The organism is Streptomyces sp. NPDC058646, assembly GCF_042716875.1.
Classification (GTDB): Bacteria; Actinomycetota; Actinomycetes; order Streptomycetales; family Streptomycetaceae; genus Streptomyces.
The window spans coordinates 24791-43328 of record NZ_JBHXRK010000022.1; the positions used below are offsets into that span (position 1 = coordinate 24791).

Genomic DNA, 18538 nt, shown 5'->3' on the forward strand with positions numbered 1-18538 from the left:
CTGCCGAGGCCCAACGGGACGGCTGCGGGGCCGCGTTGTCGTGTCAGGGGCATCGGGTGGATTTCCGGGGAATACTTCCGACGCTGACGGGGCTGACGTGTGGGAGCTGAGGGGGAGCGGGGCCGAGCCGCTGGAGGCGGAGGATCCGCGTCAGGTCGGGCCGATACCGCTGGCCGGGCGGCTCGGGGCAGGCGGCATGGGGCGGGTGTACCTCGGGGTGCAGGACGGCCGGTACGTCGCCGTCAAGCAGCTGCTGGCCTCCGTGGTCGGCGAGGACAAGGACTTCCTGCGGCGCTTCGGGCACGAGCTGGACAATCTGGCCCGGCTGCCCGAGGGCGCGACCGCGCCGCTGCTCGCCGGCGACCGTGCCGCCCGGCCGCCGTGGTTCGCCACCGCGTACGTTCCCGGGATCACGCTGAAGGAAGCCGTCGAACTGCACGGCGGACCCCTGCCCGCGGACGCGCTGTGGCTGCTGCTGCGCGAGGCGGCGGCCGGTCTGGTGGCGGTGCACGCGCTGGACATGGTGCACCGGGACCTGAAGCCGTCCAACGCCATGCTGACCCTCGACGGTCTCACCCTGATCGACTTCGGCGTCGCCCGGGCCGCCGAGCAGAGCCGGCTGACCAGGACCGGCATGGTCGTCGGCACCCCCGCCTACATGGCGCCCGAACAGGCCTCGGGGACCAAAGGGCTGAGCGGCGCCACCGACGTCTTCGCACTGGGTTCGGTCCTTGCGTACGCGGCCTGCGGCCGGCCGCCCTTCGGCGACGAGTCGGGGCACGGCGTGCTGTACCGCATCGTCCACGAAGAGGCCGACCTGGCGCCGCTGCGGGAGCTGGACCCGGACCTCGCCGAGCTCGTCTCGGCCTGCCTCGACAAGGACCCCGAGGGCCGTCCCACCGCTGCCGAACTCGTCGAACGGGTCACGGAGCGAGGCCCGTTCACCGCTCCGCTGTGGCCCGGCGCGATATCCGAGAGGCTGGCGGAGCGGGCCGCCTTCGCCGCGCGGGTGCAGGAGGTCGACGTGCCGACGCTCCCCCTCGCGGGGGCGGCAACAGAAGCGGAGGAGACTCCCGGACCGTCCGCGGCTTCCGTCCCGTCCGCGGCCTCCGTCCCGGCGGCGGCTTCCGGACCGGTGGCTCCCGGACCGGCCGCGGTGACGGCGCCGGAGGCCGGGGCCGCGTCCCGCCCCGACGGGCCGGGCCGGCCGGAGCGGCGGCGCCGTACCCGGATCTTCCTCGCCGTCGTCCCCGTCGTGGTGGTCGGCGGGGGCACGACCCTGGCCATCCAGCACCTGCCGTTCGTGCCACCGCCCCGGGCCGAGGCGAAGGCCGACCCGTCCGCCTCGCCAGCCTCGCCCGGCGCGCCGGCTCCGGTGACGGCGGGCGGGAGCCCCTCGGCCTCCTCGGCCCCGGCGAGCCCGCCGCCGGCCGGGGAGCAGCCCGTGCAGGACGGCGGAGCCGCGGCGAGCGGCGGCCAGGACGGGTCCGGCCCGGCGGCCGGCGGCGCCGCGGCCGGGCCGGGTGCCGTCGGCGGGGGCGGGACCGGGACCGGTACGCAGCCCGGCGCGGGCGCGGGCGGCGGCTCCGCCGGCCCTGGGCCCGGCACCTCAGGCGCCCCGAGCCGCCCGGCCACCACACCCGCTCCGGGCAAGCCCCCGGCCACCCCGCCCCCGGCCTCCGGCACGTACCGCTACCGCAACGGCGACAACGGCCAGTGCGTCAGCCAGGTCTTCGGCGCCGCGAGCCACGGGGCGTGCGGGGACGCCTCCACCCGATGGACGGTCCAGGGCAGGTCCGACGGCAGCTTCAAGCTCGTCAACCAGCAGTCCGGCCAGTGCCTGTACTCCAACGGGCTCGGCCAGGCCGTGTTCGTCGGCGACTGCGCCCAGGACATCGGCAGGCTGTGGCGCGCGGGCGGGGACGGCAGCCTGCGGAGCGAGTTCGGCGGCGGCTGCCTCGACCCGTACATGGGCACCGGCCTCTACACGATGACCTGCGCCGGAAAGGCCTCGCAGCGCTGGACGCGGCAGGCTTAGGCAGGCCCGGCCGGATCGGCCCGGGTACGCCGGTGGGGCGGCGGTTCGTCCGCCGCCCCACCGGTGCACCGCCGGTTCCTAGAGGAACGAGTTGATCTCGATCGTCTCGGTGCGGCCGGGGCCGACGCCGATCGCCGAGATCGGGGCGCCCGACATCTCCTCGAGGGCCTTGACGTACGCCTGGGCGTTCTTCGGGAGGTCCGCGAAGGTCTTGGCCTTGGTGATGTCCTCGGACCAGCCGGGGAGGGTCTCGTAGATTGGCTTCGCGTGGTGGAAGTCCGACTGCGAGTAGGGGAGCTCCTCGACGCGCTTGCCGTCGATCTCGTACGCGACGCAGACCGGGATCTCCTCCCAGCCGGTCAGCACGTCCAGCTTGGTGAGGAAGAAGTCCGTCAGGCCGTTCACGCGGGTCGCGTAGCGGGCGATCGGGGCGTCGAACCAGCCGCAGCGGCGGTCGCGGCCGGTGGTGACACCGCGCTCGCCACCGATGCGGCGCAGGGCCTCGCCGTCCTCGTCGAACAGCTCCGTCGGGAACGGGCCGGCGCCGACGCGGGTCGTGTAGGCCTTGAGGATGCCGATGACGCGGCTGATCTTCGTCGGGCCCACGCCGGTGCCGGTGCAGGCGCCGCCGGCGGTCGGGTTCGAGGAGGTGACGAAGGGGTACGTGCCGTGGTCGACGTCGAGCAGGGTGCCCTGGCCGCCCTCGAAGAGCACGACCTTGTCCTCGTCGAGCGCGTTGTTGAGGATCAGGGTGGTGTCGGCGACGTAGCCCTTGATCTGGTCCGCGTACTGGAGCATCTCCTCGACGATCGCGGAGGCCTCGATCGCGCGGCGGTTGTACAGCTTCGCGAGGAGCTGGTTCTTGCCCTCCAGCGCCGCTTCGACCTTCTGGGTGAGGATCGACTCGTCGTAGAGGTCCTGGACGCGGATGCCGACGCGGTTGATCTTGTCCGCGTACGTCGGGCCGATGCCGCGGCCGGTCGTACCGATCTTGCGCTTGCCGAGGAAACGCTCGCCGACCTTGTCGAGGGTGACGTTGTACGGCGTGATCAAGTGCGCGTTGCCGCTGATGAGCAGCTTGGAGGTGTCGATGCCGCGCTCGTTCAGGCCGCGCAGCTCGGAGAGCAGGACAGCCGGGTCGACGACGACGCCGTTACCGATGACCGGGGTGCATCCGGGGGAGAGGATGCCGGAGGGGAGAAGGTGCAGCGCGTACTTCTGGTCGCCTACGACGACCGTGTGGCCGGCGTTGTTGCCGCCCTGGTAGCGCACCACATAATCAACGGATCCACCGAGCAGGTCGGTGGCCTTTCCCTTGCCCTCGTCACCCCACTGAGCTCCGAGCAGCACAAGAGCGGGCACAGGCGTACACCTCTTCCGGATGGGGCATGTCCAAGGTCAGGGGGCGTACGACGATGTACACCGCAGGCTGAGCCGTCGGACCGGTACCCCGGAATAGACGAAGGCCCTGGCGCAATAGCGCAAGGGCCTCTTGCACAAAGATGCTACCCGAGGAAGGACCGAGGTGTCGGCTCCAGAGCCCACCATGAGCCATGCGGGCGCGCCGGTAGGCGGCCTTCTCGTGCTCGTCGACCCGGTCGCCCGCCGTCTTGACGGCGAGTCCGTGCGGATCGCGAAGGATGTGTTGTCAGCGGGAGCGGCGGCGAAAATCTGCCTCCCGGACTCGCAGGAGGAATTCGCGCGGGCCCTCGCCCGCCGGGGTCATCGGCGGCTGGTGATCGTGGGCGACGACCGGGCCCTGGTGCGGGCCGTCGGGCTGCTGCACCGGGAGCGGGGGCTCGCCGAGGGGCCCCTGGCGCTGATCCCGGTCGGGTCCGCGGGCTCGCTGGGGCTGGCGTGCTCCCTGGGCGTGCCGCTGTCGGCGGTGGCGGCGGCGCGGGCGGTGCTGGACGGGACGGTCCGCGCCTGCGACCTGCTGGTCGACGACAGCGACGGGGTCGTGCTGGGGGCGCTGCGGATCCCGCCGGTGCGGGGGGCGGGGCGGCCGGACGGGCGTCCGGGGCCGTCGGTGTGGAGCGCCTACCGCTCGCTGGTCCGTACGCTCGTCCGCCCGCCGGGGCCGGGCGGCGGCGGCCACCGGCTGCGGGTGGAGGCGGACGGGGTGGTGCTGGCGGACGTGGACCGGCCGGTGGAGGACGTCTCGGTGACCGCGCGGGACACCGGTGGACTGGCCGAGGTCGTGGTGCGGCCCGGCGGGACCGGCTCGGCCGTCCGGGCCCGGGCCAGGTCGGTGACGGTGTCGGGGGCGGACTTCCGCTACCGGGCCGACGCCGCGATGACGGGCCCGGTCCGGCGGCGTACGTGGACCCTGCGCCCGGGCGCGTGGACGCTCACCCTGCCGCGGTGAGGCCCGGCCGCGGCGACGGCGCCACAGGAGGGACCGGGCCCGGGGCGCCCTGAGGGCCTCGCGCGGGTGCCGTGTCCGGAAGGGCTTGCCGGGCCGCGGCGTCCGGTGCGGTGCATCGCACGGCGGAGGGCCGCGGCCCGTACTGGACGTACGTGGGCCGCCCACGCGGCGAGGTGCCGTGCCGGGGCCCGGACCCGGTGCGCCTTTCCGGGCACGGCACCGGATGACGGGCGGCACTGCGGGCTGCCGCTGTGCCTGCTGCGGCGTTCTGCCGGGCTGCGGTCGTGGCGGCCGTGCTGACCCGGCCGGTCCGACGGGCGCCGTCCTGTGGCTCCCGGGCCTCCGACGCCTGGGCCGCGGTCGGCGGCGGGGCGGACCAGGACACCCCCGGGGGGTGTCCTGGCGGGTCAGAACTCGACGAGCAGCCGCTCCAGGCCCCGGATGACGTAGCCCTCCTGCCAGCGGGGTTCCTCGACGAGCCGCAGCGGGGGGACGCCGTCCGCCAGCAGGGCCCCGAAGGACGCCTCCAGCTCCCGTCGCGCCAGCGGAGCGCCCAGGCAGTAGTGGATCCCGGCGCCGAAGCTCAGATGCGGATTGTCGGTCCGCCCCAGCTCCAGCGTGTCGGGGTCCGGGAACCGTGCGGGGTCCCGGTTCGCGGAGCCGAAGAGCAGCGCGACCTCCGCCCCGCGCGGGACGAGCGTGTCCCCGATCCGGATGTCGTCGAGCACCCAGCGCTCGAACATCTGCAGCGGCGTGTCGTAACGCATGAGTTCATCCACAGCTGTGGACAACTTTTCCGGAGGCGGCCCTCCGGGGTGCGCGCGCAGGGCCGCGAGCTGCCCGGGATTGCGGAACAGGGCCCACCATCCGTTGACGGTGGTGTTGACCGTGGCCTCGTGTCCGGCGTTCAGCAGCAGGACGCAGGTGGAGATCATCTCCTGCTCGCTGAGGCGGCCGTCCTCGTCGTGCGCGGCGATCAGCGCGGAGATCAGGTCCTCGCCGGGGCGGCTGCGCCGTTCGGTGATCAGCCCCCTCAGGTAGGCGCTGAACTCGACGCTCGCCCGTACCGCGCGCCGCGCCGTCTCCTCGTCCGGCCGGAGCTCGAACATGCCGCAGATGTCGGCGGACCAGGGACGCAGCAGGCCCCGGTCCGCCTCCGGCACCCCCAGCAGCTCCGCGATCACGGCCACCGGCAGGGGCTCGGCGACGGCCGTCAGCAGATCCCCGCCGCCGTCCGCGCGCAGCCGCCCCACCAGCTGACGGGCCAGCCGCTCCACGGCCGGCACGAGCCGCTCCACCGTCCGGGGCGTGAAAGCCTTCGCCACCAGTCGCCGCACCCGCGCGTGGGCGGGGTCCTCCAGGTCCAGCAGGCCGTTGCCGTTGAGCAGGTGGAAGGGCTCGTGCTCCTTCGGCGGAGCCTCCCGTCCGAACTCCTCGTGCGAGAACCGGTGCAGATACGTCCGGCCCAGCCTCCGGTCCCGCAGCAGCGCACTCACGTCGGCGTAATGCGGCACCAGCCACTGGCCGGTCGCCTCCCACCACACCGCCCGCCCCCGCTCGCGCAACTCCCGGTACGCCGGATACGGATCGGCGACGAACGAGGCATCCCACGGATCAAAGCCCATCCCGGAACTCTAGGCGGTGTCTCGCCGACCAGGCCGGGTTCAGACCGGGTTCAGGCCGGGGTCACCAGGCGGGTCTCGTAGGCGAACACCGCCGCCTGGGTGCGGTCGCGCAGGCCCAACTTGACCAGGATCCGGCTCACATGGGTCTTGATCGTGGACTCCGCGACGATCAGCCGGTCGGCCATCTCCGCATTGGACAGGCCCTGGGCGATCAGCACCAGCACCTCCGTCTCCCGCTCCGTCAGTTCCCCCACGACCGCCGGATCGGCCGGCCTCGGCGCCTCGGAGAGCTTGGAGAACTCCACGATCAGCCGCTTGGTCACCGAGGGGGCCAGCAACGCCTCCCCGGCCGCCACCACCCGCACCCCGTCGGCGAGCTGACGGGCCGAGGCGTCCTTGAGCAGGAAGCCGGAGGCCCCGGCCCGCAGCGCCTGGTACACGTACTCGTCGAGGTCGAAGGTCGTCAGGACCAGCACCTTCGCGTCCGTGTCGGCGGCCACGATCTCCCGCGTCGCCTCCAGGCCGTTCATCACCGGCATCCGGATGTCCATCAGCACCACGTCCGGCCGCAGCGCCGCCACCTGCGCGACGGCTGCCCGTCCGTCGACCGCCTCGCCCACCACCTCGATGCCGTCCATCGCGTTCAGCAGGACGGAGAAACCCTCCCGGACCATCATCTGATCGTCGACGATCAGCACTCTGATCGTCATGCCGGTTCCTCCTCGGCCGTCCGCTGCGGACGGACGGCCACCGGTATGAACACCGCCACCTCGTAGCCCCCCGCCGCGGTCTCCCCGGCCGTCATCTCCCCCTCCAGCATGGCCACCCGCTCCCGCATGCCGGTGATCCCGTGTCCCGCCCCCGGCGAGGGCCGCACGTCCCCGGTCGCCGCCTCGTTGACGACGCGTATCCCCAGGCCGCCGAGCACGTACGACACTTCCACCGCGGCCGCGGAGCCGGGTGCGTGCCGCAGCGTGTTGCTGAGGGCCTCCTGGATGATCCGGTACGCCGACAGCTCAACGCCCGGCGGCAGCTCCCGCACCGCCCCGGTGACCGTCTTGTCCACCTGCAGCCCGGCCTCGCGCACATTGGCCAGCAGCCCGTCCAGCGAGGCCAGCGTCGGCTGCGGGGCCTCCGGGGCCTCGTAGTCCGCGGAGCGGACCACGCCCAGCACCCGGCGCAGCTCCGTCAGGGCCGCCACCGCGTTCTCCCGGATGGTGGCGAAGGCCGCCTCCAGCTCCGGCGGCGGGTTCTTCACCCGGTACGGGGCCGCCTCCGCCTGGATCGCGACCACCGACATGTGGTGCGCCACCACGTCGTGCAGCTCCCGGGCGATGGTGGTCCGCTCCTCCAGCAGCGTCCGCCTGTCGCGCTCGACGACCGTGACCTCCTGCAGGGCCGTGACCTCCTGCCGCGCCTGCTTGCGCGTGTTGCGGACCGTGACCGCCAGCAGCGACACCGCCGTCAGGAAGGCCATCGGGGCGAGCTCGACGTCCCGGCCGATCATGACCGGCAGCACCGTCCCGGTGAGGACGGTGACCAGCCACAGCCACGCGGCGACCCGGGGCCGGCTCCGCATGGCCACGATGGTCACGACGGAGAGATGGGCCACGAACGTGCTGGGCACCCAGGGCCAGTTCATGCCGCTGCTCTGCACCACGGCCGGCGGCAGCGTCACCGCCAGCATGACCCAGAACGCCCCCACCGGCCGGACCAGGGTCATCAGGACGGGCGCCGCGGCCATCAGCGCCAGCAGCAAGGACAGGCTGTGAGAGACGCCCTCACTGATCGTCATGCCGGAGAACAGCGTCAGCAGGGCCAGCAGGACCACGACGAAGTGCGGGAAGTACCCCGCCTCCGGCCTGTTCCCTCCGGGGATCCACCGGGCGAGCCGCCCGGTCACCCGGACCGGCGGCAGCGGCCGGTAGGCGAAGGCATCGGTGATCAGGTCGGCGCGGAGGTCCTGGAAGAAGCCCGAGGCGATGCGGAGCTCGGGCGGCCGGGCTGTGCCCCCGGTGGTTGTCTCGGTCATACGGAGAACCGTAGGTCCGCCGCCCCCTCACCCGCGTCGCCGCTGATGGGGATCTCCCGGGGTCCCCCTCAAGTACTACGCAGGGGGATCAGTAGCCCGTCGGGCGGATCAGACCCGTCTCGTACGCGAACACCGCCGCCTGCGTGCGGTCCCGCAGGCCCAGCTTCACCAGGATCCGGCTCACATGGGTCTTCACCGTCTGCTCGGCCAGCACCAGGTGCTGCGAGATCTCCGCGTTCGACAGGCCCTGGGCGATCAGCGACAGGACCTCGGTCTCCCGCTCGGTCAGCAGGTCGATGCGCGCCCGCGAAGGCGGCCGCGGCGCTCCCATCCGGGAGAACTCCGTGATCAGCCGCTTGGTGATGTTCGGCGAGAGCAGCGCCTCCCCGGCCGCCACCACCCGCACCGCCTCCGCGAGCTGATCGGCCGAGGCGTCCTTGAGGAGGAAGCCGGAAGCTCCGGCGCGCAGTGCCTCGTACACGTACTCGTCGAGGTCGAAGGTGGTGAGCACCAGCACCTTCACCGCGGCGTCGGGGGCCGCCGTGATGAGGGACGTGGCCTCGATCCCGCCCATGCCGGGCATGCGGATGTCCATCAGCACCACGTCCGGTTCCAGCTCGGCCACCTTCGCCACGGCGTCGGCGCCGTCCACCGCCTGGCCGACCACCTCGATGTCGGGCTGGGCGTTGAGCAGCACGGTGAAACCCTGCCGCACCATCATCTGGTCGTCGGCGATCACGACTTTGACGGGGGTGGCGCTGGCGCTCATCGGTCCTTCTTCGGTTCGGTGGAGGTACTGCCGGACAGCACCGGCGGGTCCATGGGGAGGACGGCGCTCACCTCGTACCCGCCGCCGGGGACGGGGCCGGCGGCCAGTTCGCCCCCCAGCATGCCCGCCCGCTCCCGCATCCCCAGCAGCCCGTGCCCGGCGCCCTGGGAAGGCGTGACGGGGCGGGTCGGCGCGGTGTTGGCGACGCACAGGTGCAGGTCCCTGGGACCGTAGGCGATGCCGACCTCCACCCGTGAACCGGGCGCATGGCGCAGGCAGTTGCTCAACGCCTCCTGGACGATGCGGTACGCGGTGAGCTCCACGCCCGGGGTCAGCGGCCGCCGGATGCCGGCCACCTCCACGGTGACCGCCAGCCCGGCCCCCCGGACGTTGTCCACGAGACCGTCCAGCTCGGCGAGGGTGGGCTGGGGATGCTGCGGAGCCGCCGGATCGTCCGGCTGCTCGGAGCGCAGCACGCCCAGCACCCGGCGCAGTTCCGTGAGCGCCTCCAGGGCGTTGGCGCGGATGCCCGCCAGGTTCTCCAGCAGCTCCTCCGACGGCTCCACCGCCAGGTGCGGGGCGACCTGCGCCTGGATGGAGATCACCGACATGTGGTGCGCGACCACGTCGTGGAGCTCGCGGGCGATCCGGCTGCGCTCCTCCAGCAGGGTGCGCCGGGCCCGCTCCTCCTCGGTGAGGGTCTCCTGCTCGACCAGTTCGCCGCGGGCCAGGCGCAGGGCGCGCAGTGCGTAGCCGAGGAGGCCGACGAAGCCGTAGAGGAGGACGGCCCCGGTCACGGTGCTGGCGCTGCGGTCCGGCCGGAACAGCGCCTCGGCCAGGCCGGTGCAGGCGAGGGAGACGGAGACGACCGCGACGGTGACCCGGGGCGGCACCCGCAGGGCCAGCAGCAGGATCACGACGGCGAAGCCGAAGATCCCGCCGGGGGTCCACGGCCAGGTCTGGCCGTGGCCGACGTGGTCGTACATCTCCCAGGCGCCGAGGCCCGCCGCGAACAGCCCCAGCCACCAGGCGGCGATCGGACGGAACATCGCGAGCGTGATGGACACCCCCGTCAGCGCGGCCGGCGGCCATGTGCCCGCACCGCTGACGTGGTAGTGGTCGCCGAGCTGCTCCGCGGTGAGGAAGCCGAAGAACGCGGCGGCGTACACGACGAACACGTGCGGCAGCCGGGCCAGCCACCGCGGCCGGGACATCGGAGGCAGCGGATCCTTCCGCAGGGTGAGCAGCTCCCTGGCCGTGGCGCGCAGCACCTGCCCCCGGCTCGCGGGGGCCCGGTCGGGGAGTCGGCTCTGCTCGTTCACGTGCTCAAGGCTAGACATGGGTGATCTCCTGGGCGGGTGCCCTCCGCGCCCGGGGCAGTGCGGCAGGGCCCGCGGTCGTGCGGGAGCGCTCGGCGCGCCCGCCCTGCTCGTAGGTCCGGAAGGCGGCCCAGCAGACCGCGAGCGCCGCGGCGAACACCGGCAGCCACAGCAGCCGGGCGGCCGTCCAGCCCACCGAATCGGGCACGGTGTGCAGCCCGGGCAGATCGGCGGGGGCCAGCAGGCCGAGGGCGGTGACGGCCATCATCGCGGTCTGGTGCCAGAGGAAGAGCGTCATCGCGGACAGGTTCACCAGGGCCACCGCCGCCCAGGCGGCCGGCCGGCGCAGGGCCCGGGCCAGCGGATCCCGCAGGGTCAGGGCCAGCCCGCACTGGGCCAGGCCGAAGGCGACCGCGGCGAGCGTCGGCGGGTTCAGGTTCGACACGGAGGCCCCGGGGACACCCACCATGGAGGCCGGGTACCCGGCCCAGAGGATCAGTGCGGCGGTGGCGACGGAGCCCGCGCCGAGCAGCAGGAGGGCCGGTCCCCGCCGGGCGAACGCCCCACGCGACCAGGCGGCGCCCAGGGTGAAGGGGACGAGCCAGCCGGCGGCCACATCGACCCAGCCGGTCCACTCGGGCCAGCCGAGGACGAAGCGCCCGAAGTCGACGCCTGCGACCACCGCCAGGGGCCACCAGGGCGAGAGGCGGGCCACGAGCGGCGTCGCGGCGGTGAGCGCGGCGTACACCAGCAGGAACCACAGAGGCGAGAGCACCAGCTGGACCAGTGTCCGGACGGTGTCCGTCCCCACTCCGCCCAGCAGCATCCCTGCGGCCACGAGCGCCCAGAGGGTGAGGATCGCGGCGACCGGCCGGAACAACCGGTGCAGCCGCCGTCCGACCCACGTGCCGTACGTGACCCCGCGGGCCCGCGCCGAGGCGTACCCCTGGGCGGCGACGTGGCCGCCGACGAGGAAGAACACGGCCAGCGTCTGGAACACCCAGGACACCGGGGCCAGCCAGGGCATGTGCGTCAGCGGGCTGCTGCCGCTCAGCCCGCCGTCCGCGGTGGTCAGGGCGGTGACCAGCCAGTGGCCGAGTACGACACCGAGGATCGCCGCGGCCCGCAGGCCGTCCACGGCCCGGTCCCGGCCGGCCGGGGTGGCCGAGTCGATGCGGTCCGCGAGGGCGGCCCAGCGCAGGCGGGGCTCAGACACGGGGGACCTCCCGGGCGGGCGTGGTGCCGAGGACGACGGCGGCCAGGCTGTCGAGGGAATCGCTGCCCGGGTCGAGGTAGCCGCTGTGCCCGGCGGTGCCCGCGTCGAAGGCCCGGGCACCGAAGGCGGGGTCGACGGGGTCGGCGCCCAGGCCGACGCCGCCGACCCGGACGTGCGGGACCCCGGATATCCAGTCGCCGCTGCCGCGCCCGGCCCAGACGCGGGCGGCGGTCGGCAGCTCGCGGACGGAGCCGGATCCCGTGCCGGGGCTGCCGTAGAGGACCATGTCGGTGACCGCGGAGCCGGTGGCGGTGCGGGCGCAGACCACGGAGCCGTAGGAGTGGCACAGCAGGGACAGGCGGGCGCCCGGCGCTGCCCAGGCCGCCAGCCGGTCCAGGAAGGGCCCCAGTTCGGCGGCGCCCTCCGCCCCGCGGGCGGTGGTCAGGACGGTCGTGCTGATCGTGCCGGGGGTGTCGTACCCGAGCCAGGCGACCACGGCGGAGCGCGGGTGTTCGGCCTGGAGCCGCTGCTGGAGGGCGACGGCTCCGGCACGGAACCGCTGGTAGGTGTCCAGGGTGGTGTCGGAGCCGGGCACGAGGACGGTGACCCGGTCGGCGCTCTCCAGATCGCCGAACACCTCGACGGCCCGGCCCCTTCCGCGTCCGTCGAAGGCGAGGAACTGCGCCGTACCGTCCGCCTCCATGGCGTGCAGCCTGGCGGCGCGGCCGGTGCGCCCGGCGTCCTGGGCCATCCGGGCCGCCTCGGCGAGATGCGCGAGGTTGGCCGCGTACCGGCCGGTGGCGCCGGTGCCCTCGGCGAACGTCGCGGCCGCGGGGGCGGGGACGGCGGGGGAGGCGGCGGCGGACACGGGGACGACGACGGCCGCGGCGACGAGCCCGGCCAGCAGGGTGCGACGCAGGCGGCCACCGCCGGCCCCGGGGATGCCGTCTGTGCCGGCCGTGCCCGGCGCCGTACCTGCGGACCGGGCGGCCCCTCCCGCAGGCCTTGCCGTGTCCGGGGTGCCCCTCGTGCCCGTCCTGCCCTGCCTGCCCCCGGTCCTCGCCGTCTCCGTCGTCCCCGTCGTCCCCGTCGTCCCCGTCGTCATCTCTGTCCCCCGGTCGGCCGGAAGAGCGGTCGGTGCTCTTCTCTGCCTCCGAAGTTAGAAATCCGGGACCGTGGTCGGCGTCACGCTGAGGAGCCGTGTTCGCGCGTAGCTCTGAGGTATGACGGGGGATACGCGAGAGTTACGGGATGCGGAGCGGGTTCAGTCCACCGGCAGGGGCTCGACGTAGCCCGCCCGCCAGCGCGGCGCCGGGTCCTGACCCGGGCTGGTCCAGTACTCCCGCGCCGCGACGACCTCCCCGTCCCGCACCGTCCACAGGGAGACCGCCCGGTAGAGGACGTGGTCCTGGGGCATCTCCACCTCGGTCACGACGAGGTCCCCGTCCGCCACGATGCGCAGGAGCTCCACGGACCTCTCGTCCGAGTAGCCGTCGTCGCTGCTGTTCACGGCGATGAAGTTGGCCCGCCCCACGATCCGTTCACCGCTCACGGGCCATTCGATGACCGCGTCCTCGGCGATGAGCCCGGCCACGCCGTCCCAGTCGCGTGCCTCGATCCGCTCCCACAGTCGTGCCACTAGCTTCAACGGCTCCATGTGCCGCAGTGTCCGACGGAGCCGTGACACGCAACAAGCTTTGCCTGCAGGCTTATTGACTTCGACACAAACGGCTCGGTCACTGCTTCCGGAAGGTGAGCGCGGCTCCGGGGGCGCCCGCCGGCTCCCGCCGGAGGGTGCCGGCGGGCAGCAGGCGCAGCCGGCTCCAGCTGCCCGGGCCGCAGGTGGGCGGGTTGCCGGAGGTGACCGTGGAGGGCTCCAGTTCCACTGGGTCGGGGGCGCTGCGCAGCGGGGCCTTCCCCGTGCAGGCATAGGCGGGGTCCCGGACGCTGAGGGTCATCACCCGGTCGCCGGCCGCGCCGGGGGCGAGGGTGAGCTGCCAGGATCCGTTCATCACCGCGTACACCGAGCCGCCCGCCGCGACGGCGACGACCACGGCCACCGCGAGGAGGGACACGGTGGACGCGGTCCGCGTCCGGTCCGCACGTTCCGCCGGGGGGACGGCCGCGGTCGGGGCGAAGGCCGCCGGCGGGGCCGTGCGCGGTGCGGGAGGCGTCAGGGGCAGGGGTGGTGCCTGCGCCACAGGAGGCGCGGGCGGCACCCGCGCCTCGGGAGGTAAGCGGTCCGGGACTTCGTCCTCACGGTCCGGCAACTGTGCGGCCTGGCGCCCGAGCTGGGCCGTCAGTACCGCCGGAAGCCACGGTTCCGGGGTCCTTCCGCCGGTCACGGCCCCGCTCACGCCGACCCGCGCGAGCACCTCGGCGGGTTCCGGCCGCGCGGCGGGATCCGTGTGCAGGCAGTCCCGGACGAGCTCGCGCAGCCCGTCCGGTACGCCGGCCAGGTCGGGTTCCGCTCCGGTGCTGCGGAGCGGGAGCGCCGCCGGGCCGCCGGGCCGTCCCTCGTCGCCGTTGCCGGCGCCGTCGCCGAAGGGCAGCCGGCCGGTGGCCGCGTACGCCAGGACCTCGCCGAGGCGGAAGACGTCGTACGCGGCGGTGACCGGCTCGCCGCGGGCCTGCTCGGAGGCCGCGGCGCCGGGCGGGCCGGCGAGTTCACCGGGCCGGACCGGGGCCGGGTCGGGCCCGGCGGCGGCACGGGCGATGCCGAAGTCGATGACGCGGGGGCCGTCGGGGTGGAGCAGGCCCCCGGAGGGTTTCAGGTCGCCGTGGACCAGGCCCGCGCGGTGGATGTCCCGGAGGGCGTACGCGAGGCCCGCGGCCAGGATCCGTACGGAGCGGGCCGGGAGCGGCCCGAAGTCCCGGGCCACGGCCTGGCGCTGGCGCGGACCGGCCACGTAGCCGGTCGCGAACCAGGGGATCTCCGCCTCGGTGTCGGCGTCGAGGACCGGGGCGGTCCACGCACCGGTGACGCGCCGGGCCGCGGCGACCTCCTGGCGGAAGCGGACGCGGAACTCCTCGCGGGCGGCGAGGTCGTGGTGGACGAGCTTGACGGCGACGGTGCGGCCGCGGTCGGCACGCGCCAGGTACGCCTGGCCCGTGCCGCCCGCCCCGAGCCGGGACAGCAGGCGGTACGGGCCGATGCGGTATGGATCCCGCGGGTGCAGCTGTTCCATGCCGGGCGGTCCTCCCCCTGGGGGCCCACGGCCCCCGCGGGGGAGGACGGCACCGCCCCCGGTGGTTGCTCCGGCGCGTCCGGCCCGGCGCGCCCGCCGGGGCGGGTGTGCGGCAGGGTGCCCGGGTCAGGGCTCCGTCGGGGGCAGGGTGTCCAGGACCCGGGCCAGGCGTTCCAGGACGCGGACGGTCTCGGCGAGGCCGTCGTCGCCCAGCTCCGCCGCGAGGCGGGTGGCCAGCGAGGCGTGGCCGGGGCCGATGCGGGCGACGGCCGCGCGGCCGGCGTCGGTCGGGCGGAGCAGCTTCGCGCGGCGGTGCGCCGGGTTCGGGACGTACTCCGCCAGGCCCTTGGCGGCCAGCAGGTCCGCCACGCGCTGGACGCTCTGGCGGGTGATGCCCATGGAACGGGCGATGCCCGCCACCGGCAGCGGCTCCCGCAGGACCGCGCCCAGGACCTGCCACCAGGCGGCCGTCAGCCCGGCCGGCCGGGCCAGCTCCTCCGAGACGGAGAGGAACTGGCCGTTCAGCCGGAAGACCCCGAGCGCGGTACGGCTCAGCAGGTCCTGCCGGGCCCGCACGGACAACCCCGCCGCCTCCGCCCCGCCCCCGCCGCCACCTTCCGGGGCGCCGCCCCCACCGGCACCGACCGCGGCCCCCGCCCCGGCTGCGGCCCCCGCTCCGGCCTCGGCTCCCGCCCGAGCCGGCGCCCCCGCTCCGGCCCCGGTTCCCGCCCCAGCCGGCGCCGCCGTTCCGGCCTCGGCCTGGACGCCCGCCCGGCCTGCCCCCGCTCCGGCCTCGGCCCGGGCTCCTGCCCCCGCTCCGGCCAGGCCCTCCGCCCCAGCCGGCGCCCCCGCCCCGGCGCTGCCCGTCTCCGCCCCCTGTGGCCGGGGCTCAGGCATCGCCCGACTCCGCGGCCGCCATGAGGACCGGGTACGCGCTCGCGTCCGAGTCGTGGAACAGCCGGTACCACGCGTCCAGCACGTCCGGCTTGTAGACGCCGAGCCGGGCGAAGACCTCGCGGGCGAAGGCCACCGGTTCCGTCGGGCCCGCCGTGATCAGGTCGCCGTCCGTCACGGCGTCGGTCTCGACGTAGTCCCCGGCGCCCGCGTACCCCGGCTGCGCCGCGAGGTAGAAGGAGGCGCCGCTGGTGTGGGCCCGGCCGTCCAGGAGGCCCTCCCGGGCCAGCCCGGCGGTCGCCCCGCAGATCGCCGCGACCGGGACCCCCGCGGCCAGGAACTCGCGGGCCTTCGCCGCGAAGGGCGCGAGGTCGTCACCGCTGTCCCACAGCGAGGCGCCGGTGAGGATCAGCAGCGAGGAGTCCTCGGGCCGCAGGTCGGCGAGGGCCAGGTCGGGCTGGATCCGGACGCCGCCCATGGTGGTGACGGGCTGATCCGCGGTGGGCCCGACCGTGCGGATCCGGTGGCCGCGCTGGGTCAGGTGCGCGGTGGTGTGGCCGGTCTCCCAGTCCGCGTACGTGTCGTACACGGCGAGGTGAACGGGCTTGCTCGGGGTCTCGTGCCGCAGGGTCTCGCTCATGGTGCTCGCCTCCGGGGTCGGCGGTCGGATCCAGCATCCAGCGCCTATGACAAGAGACTGTCATTTCGACAGTGTGCTGTCAATGCCTGGAGGGATGGGGCCGCGGAGCCGTGGCACGGTCCCGGCGGCGAGACAGACTGCCGAGACCGGCGCCCCAGCCGCAGACAGTCCGCCGATGTCCCGCCCCGCCTGCGCACTTCTAGCGTGGCGGCATGACCCCTCATGTCCCCCCGCACGCCGACCCGCTCGCCGGCGCCGCAGTCAAAGAAGCCGACCGACAGCACGTCTTCCACTCCTGGTCCGCCCAGGCCCTGATCGATCCGCTCGCCGTCGCCGGGGCCGAGGGGGCGTACTTCTGGGACTACGGAGGCAAGCGCTTCCTCGACTTCTCCTCCCAGCTGGTGAACACCAACATCGGCCACCAGCACCCCAAGGTCGTCGCCGCGATCCAGGAGCAGGCCGGCCGGCTGTGCACCCTCGCGCCCGGCTTCGCCGTCGACGTCCGCTCCGAGGCCGCACGCCTCATCGCCGAGCGGACCCCCGGTGACCTGGACAAGATCTTCTTCACCAACGGCGGCGCCGAGGCCGTCGAGAACGCCGTCCGCATGGCGCGGCTGCACACCGGCCGCCAGAAGGTGCTGTCCACCTACCGCTCGTACCACGGCGCCACCGCCGCGGCCATCAACCTGACCGGTGACCCGCGCCGCTGGCCCTCCGACACGGCCGCCGCCGGCGTCGTGCACTTCTGGGGCCCGTACCTCTACCGCTCCGCCTTCCACGCCACCAGCGAGGCCGAGGAGTGCGACCGCGCCCTCGCGCACCTCGCCGACACCATCGCCTTCGAGGGGCCGCAGACCATCGCGGCGATCATCCTGGAGAGCGTGCCCGGCACCGCCGGGATCATGACCCCGCCCCCCGGCTACCTCGCGGGCGTCCGCGAGCTGTGCGACCGCCACGGCATCGTCTTCGTCCTCGACGAGGTCATGTCGGGCTTCGGGCGCACCGGCAGGTGGTTCGCCGCCGACCACTGGGGGGTCACCCCCGACCTGATCACCTTCGCCAAGGGCGTCAACAGCGGGTACGTGCCGCTCGGCGGCGTCGCGATCTCGGGCGCCGTGGCCGAGACCTTCGCCACGCGCCCCTACCCCGGCGGGCTCACGTACTCAGGCCACCCCCTGGCCTGCGCCGCCGCCGTCGCCACGATCACCACCATGGAGGAGGAGGGCGTCGTCGACCACGCCGCCCACCTCGGCGAGAACGTCATCGGCCCGGCGCTCGCCGAGATCGCCGAGCGGCACCCCTCCGTCGGCGAGGTCCGGGGCCTGGGTGCCTTCTGGGCCCTGGAACTCGTACGGGACAAGGAGACGCGGGAGCCGCTGGTGCCGTACAACGCCTCCGGCGCCGACAACACGCCGATGGCCGAATTCGCGGCGGCCTGCAAGGCGTCCGGCCTGTGGCCCTTCGTCAACATGAACCGCACCCACGTCGTCCCGCCGTGCACCATCACCGAGGCGGAGGCCAAGGAGGGGCTGGCCCTCCTGGACGAGGCGCTGACGGTCGCCGACCGGCACACCGCGGCCGGTTAGCCGACGGGCCGGGCAGCCGGGCAGGGAGAGCGGGTGGTGGCCGGTTCTCGTCCGTATAACGGGCGTTTAATCCGCATAACGGCCACCAACCGCTCGGTTTCGGCCTTGCGCCCTGGCCTAAGGTGTCGGGAGTCCTACGACAGGAGACCGACCCCTATGCCAGGCAGCGGAGCTGTCACCCGCAACACACTTCGCCAGCAGATCGCGGACGCGCTGCGTGACGAGGTGCTCGCGGGACGTCTGCCACCGGGCACCGAATTCACGGTCAAGCAGATCGCCGAGCAGTACGAGGTCTCCGCCACCCCCGTGCGCGAGGCACTCGTGGACCTCTCCGCCCAGGGCCTGCTCGAATCGGTCCAGCACCGGGGCTTCCGGGTGAAGGTCTACTCCGTCGACGACTTCCGGGGCATGGTCGAGGCCCGCTCGCTGGTGGTGGACGGCATCTTCCGGCGGCTGGCCGAGCGCGGTGCCGCGCCCGGGGCCGGCGAGATGCTGGTGTCGGTGCGCCGCCGGGCCGAGGAGGCCCGGCGGGCCGCGCACAGCGGTTCGCTCGAAGTGCTGATCGGCTACGACCTCCGCTTCTGGCGGGAGCTGAGCGGGCTGGTCGGCAACACGTACATCTCGGAGTTCCTGCACCGCATCCGGGTGCAGTGCTGGGTCTTCGCCGTCCCGCACCTCCAGCGCGAGCCGCAGCTGCGGGCGGCCCTGTGGGACCGCCACGGCGAACTGGTGGACGCCGTGACGCTGGCGGACGCCGACGAGGTGCGCCGCCTCGTGCACGACTACAACCAGCACGGACTGGACTGGGCCGCCGCACTCTAAGCGGTGCACGGCCGGTCAGGCCGGGTTCGCGGGACCGTCCC

General features: G+C 74.2%; 16 protein-coding genes. 4 read left to right on the plus strand and 12 right to left on the minus strand.

The genetic code is table 11. The features are described 5' to 3' along the window. Window positions 1–97: 97 nt before the first annotated feature. On the plus strand, window positions 98–2038 hold the full coding sequence (locus ACFWUZ_RS25170) for a protein kinase (protein ID WP_384377073.1): 1941 nt from the start codon (window positions 98–100) through the stop codon (window positions 2036–2038). A 78-nt stretch (window positions 2039–2116) separates the two neighbouring features. Here ACFWUZ_RS25170 and ACFWUZ_RS25175 read toward each other — a convergent pair whose 3' ends face one another. After that, on the minus strand, window positions 2117–3400 hold the full coding sequence (locus ACFWUZ_RS25175) for an adenylosuccinate synthase (RefSeq protein WP_384377076.1): 1284 nt from the start codon (window positions 3398–3400) through the stop codon (window positions 2117–2119). 184 nt (window positions 3401–3584) lie between these two features. On the opposite strand from ACFWUZ_RS25175, the gene ACFWUZ_RS25180 reads away from it, so the two are divergent. After that, window positions 3585–4406 (plus strand): diacylglycerol kinase family protein, encoded by an 822-nt coding sequence (locus ACFWUZ_RS25180; protein ID WP_384377332.1) that lies wholly within the window; start codon window positions 3585–3587, stop codon window positions 4404–4406. Between the two features lie 407 nt (window positions 4407–4813). On the opposite strand, the gene ACFWUZ_RS25185 is transcribed toward ACFWUZ_RS25180, so the two are convergent. From ACFWUZ_RS25185 to ACFWUZ_RS25235, 11 genes are all read right to left on the minus strand, one after another. Beyond that, a complete protein-coding gene (locus tag ACFWUZ_RS25185) occupies window positions 4814–6031 on the minus strand; it encodes a cytochrome P450 (protein WP_384377079.1) in 1218 nt (405 codons plus the stop codon). Between the two features lie 50 nt (window positions 6032–6081). After that, window positions 6082–6741, minus strand: a complete 660-nt coding sequence (locus ACFWUZ_RS25190; protein WP_384377082.1) for a response regulator — start codon at window positions 6739–6741, stop codon at window positions 6082–6084. After that, the gene (locus tag ACFWUZ_RS25195; protein ID WP_384377085.1) at window positions 6738–8063 is read right to left on the minus strand and encodes a sensor histidine kinase; all 1326 of its coding nucleotides are present in this window, start codon (window positions 8061–8063) and stop codon (window positions 6738–6740) included. Before ACFWUZ_RS25195 ends, ACFWUZ_RS25190 begins: the two co-directional genes overlap by 4 nt. Before the next feature lie 88 nt (window positions 8064–8151). Further along, window positions 8152–8832 (minus strand): response regulator, encoded by a 681-nt coding sequence (locus ACFWUZ_RS25200; protein WP_384377088.1) that lies wholly within the window; start codon window positions 8830–8832, stop codon window positions 8152–8154. Beyond that, window positions 8829–10172, minus strand: a complete 1344-nt coding sequence (locus ACFWUZ_RS25205; RefSeq protein WP_384377091.1) for a sensor histidine kinase — start codon at window positions 10170–10172, stop codon at window positions 8829–8831. The genes ACFWUZ_RS25200 and ACFWUZ_RS25205 overlap by 4 nt, the downstream gene beginning before the upstream one ends. After that, window positions 10165–11367 carry an acyltransferase gene (locus ACFWUZ_RS25210; protein ID WP_384377094.1) on the minus strand — a complete coding sequence of 401 codons (1203 nt, stop codon included), beginning with the start codon at window positions 11365–11367 and terminating at the stop codon, window positions 10165–10167. The genes ACFWUZ_RS25205 and ACFWUZ_RS25210 overlap by 8 nt, the downstream gene beginning before the upstream one ends. After that, the gene (locus ACFWUZ_RS25215) at window positions 11360–12235 is read right to left on the minus strand and encodes an alpha/beta hydrolase (RefSeq protein ID WP_384377097.1); all 876 of its coding nucleotides are present in this window, start codon (window positions 12233–12235) and stop codon (window positions 11360–11362) included. The genes ACFWUZ_RS25210 and ACFWUZ_RS25215 overlap by 8 nt, the downstream gene beginning before the upstream one ends. A gap of 396 nt (window positions 12236–12631) precedes the next feature. After that, on the minus strand, window positions 12632–13024 hold the full coding sequence (locus ACFWUZ_RS25220) for a nuclear transport factor 2 family protein (RefSeq protein ID WP_384377100.1): 393 nt from the start codon (window positions 13022–13024) through the stop codon (window positions 12632–12634). Window positions 13025–13103: 79 nt separating this feature from the next. Continuing rightward, window positions 13104–14555 (minus strand): serine/threonine-protein kinase, encoded by a 1452-nt coding sequence (locus ACFWUZ_RS25225; RefSeq protein ID WP_384377103.1) that lies wholly within the window; start codon window positions 14553–14555, stop codon window positions 13104–13106. 126 nt (window positions 14556–14681) lie between these two features. Continuing rightward, window positions 14682–15137 (minus strand): MarR family winged helix-turn-helix transcriptional regulator, encoded by a 456-nt coding sequence (locus ACFWUZ_RS25230; protein ID WP_384377106.1) that lies wholly within the window; start codon window positions 15135–15137, stop codon window positions 14682–14684. A 307-nt stretch (window positions 15138–15444) separates the two neighbouring features. Further along, entirely contained in the window at window positions 15445–16089 is a 645-nt protein-coding gene (locus ACFWUZ_RS25235) for a DJ-1/PfpI family protein (RefSeq protein ID WP_384377109.1), read from the minus strand. 212 nt (window positions 16090–16301) lie between these two features. Between ACFWUZ_RS25235 and ACFWUZ_RS25240 the strand changes: the two genes are divergently transcribed. Together ACFWUZ_RS25240 and ACFWUZ_RS25245 are read left to right on the plus strand one after the other, a co-directional pair. Next, window positions 16302–17675, plus strand: coding sequence for an aspartate aminotransferase family protein (locus ACFWUZ_RS25240; RefSeq protein ID WP_384377112.1), 1374 nt, complete (start codon window positions 16302–16304; stop codon window positions 17673–17675). Window positions 17676–17831: 156 nt separating this feature from the next. Continuing rightward, window positions 17832–18497, plus strand: a complete 666-nt coding sequence (locus ACFWUZ_RS25245) for a GntR family transcriptional regulator (RefSeq protein WP_384377115.1) — start codon at window positions 17832–17834, stop codon at window positions 18495–18497. Window positions 18498–18538 lie beyond the last annotated feature (41 nt).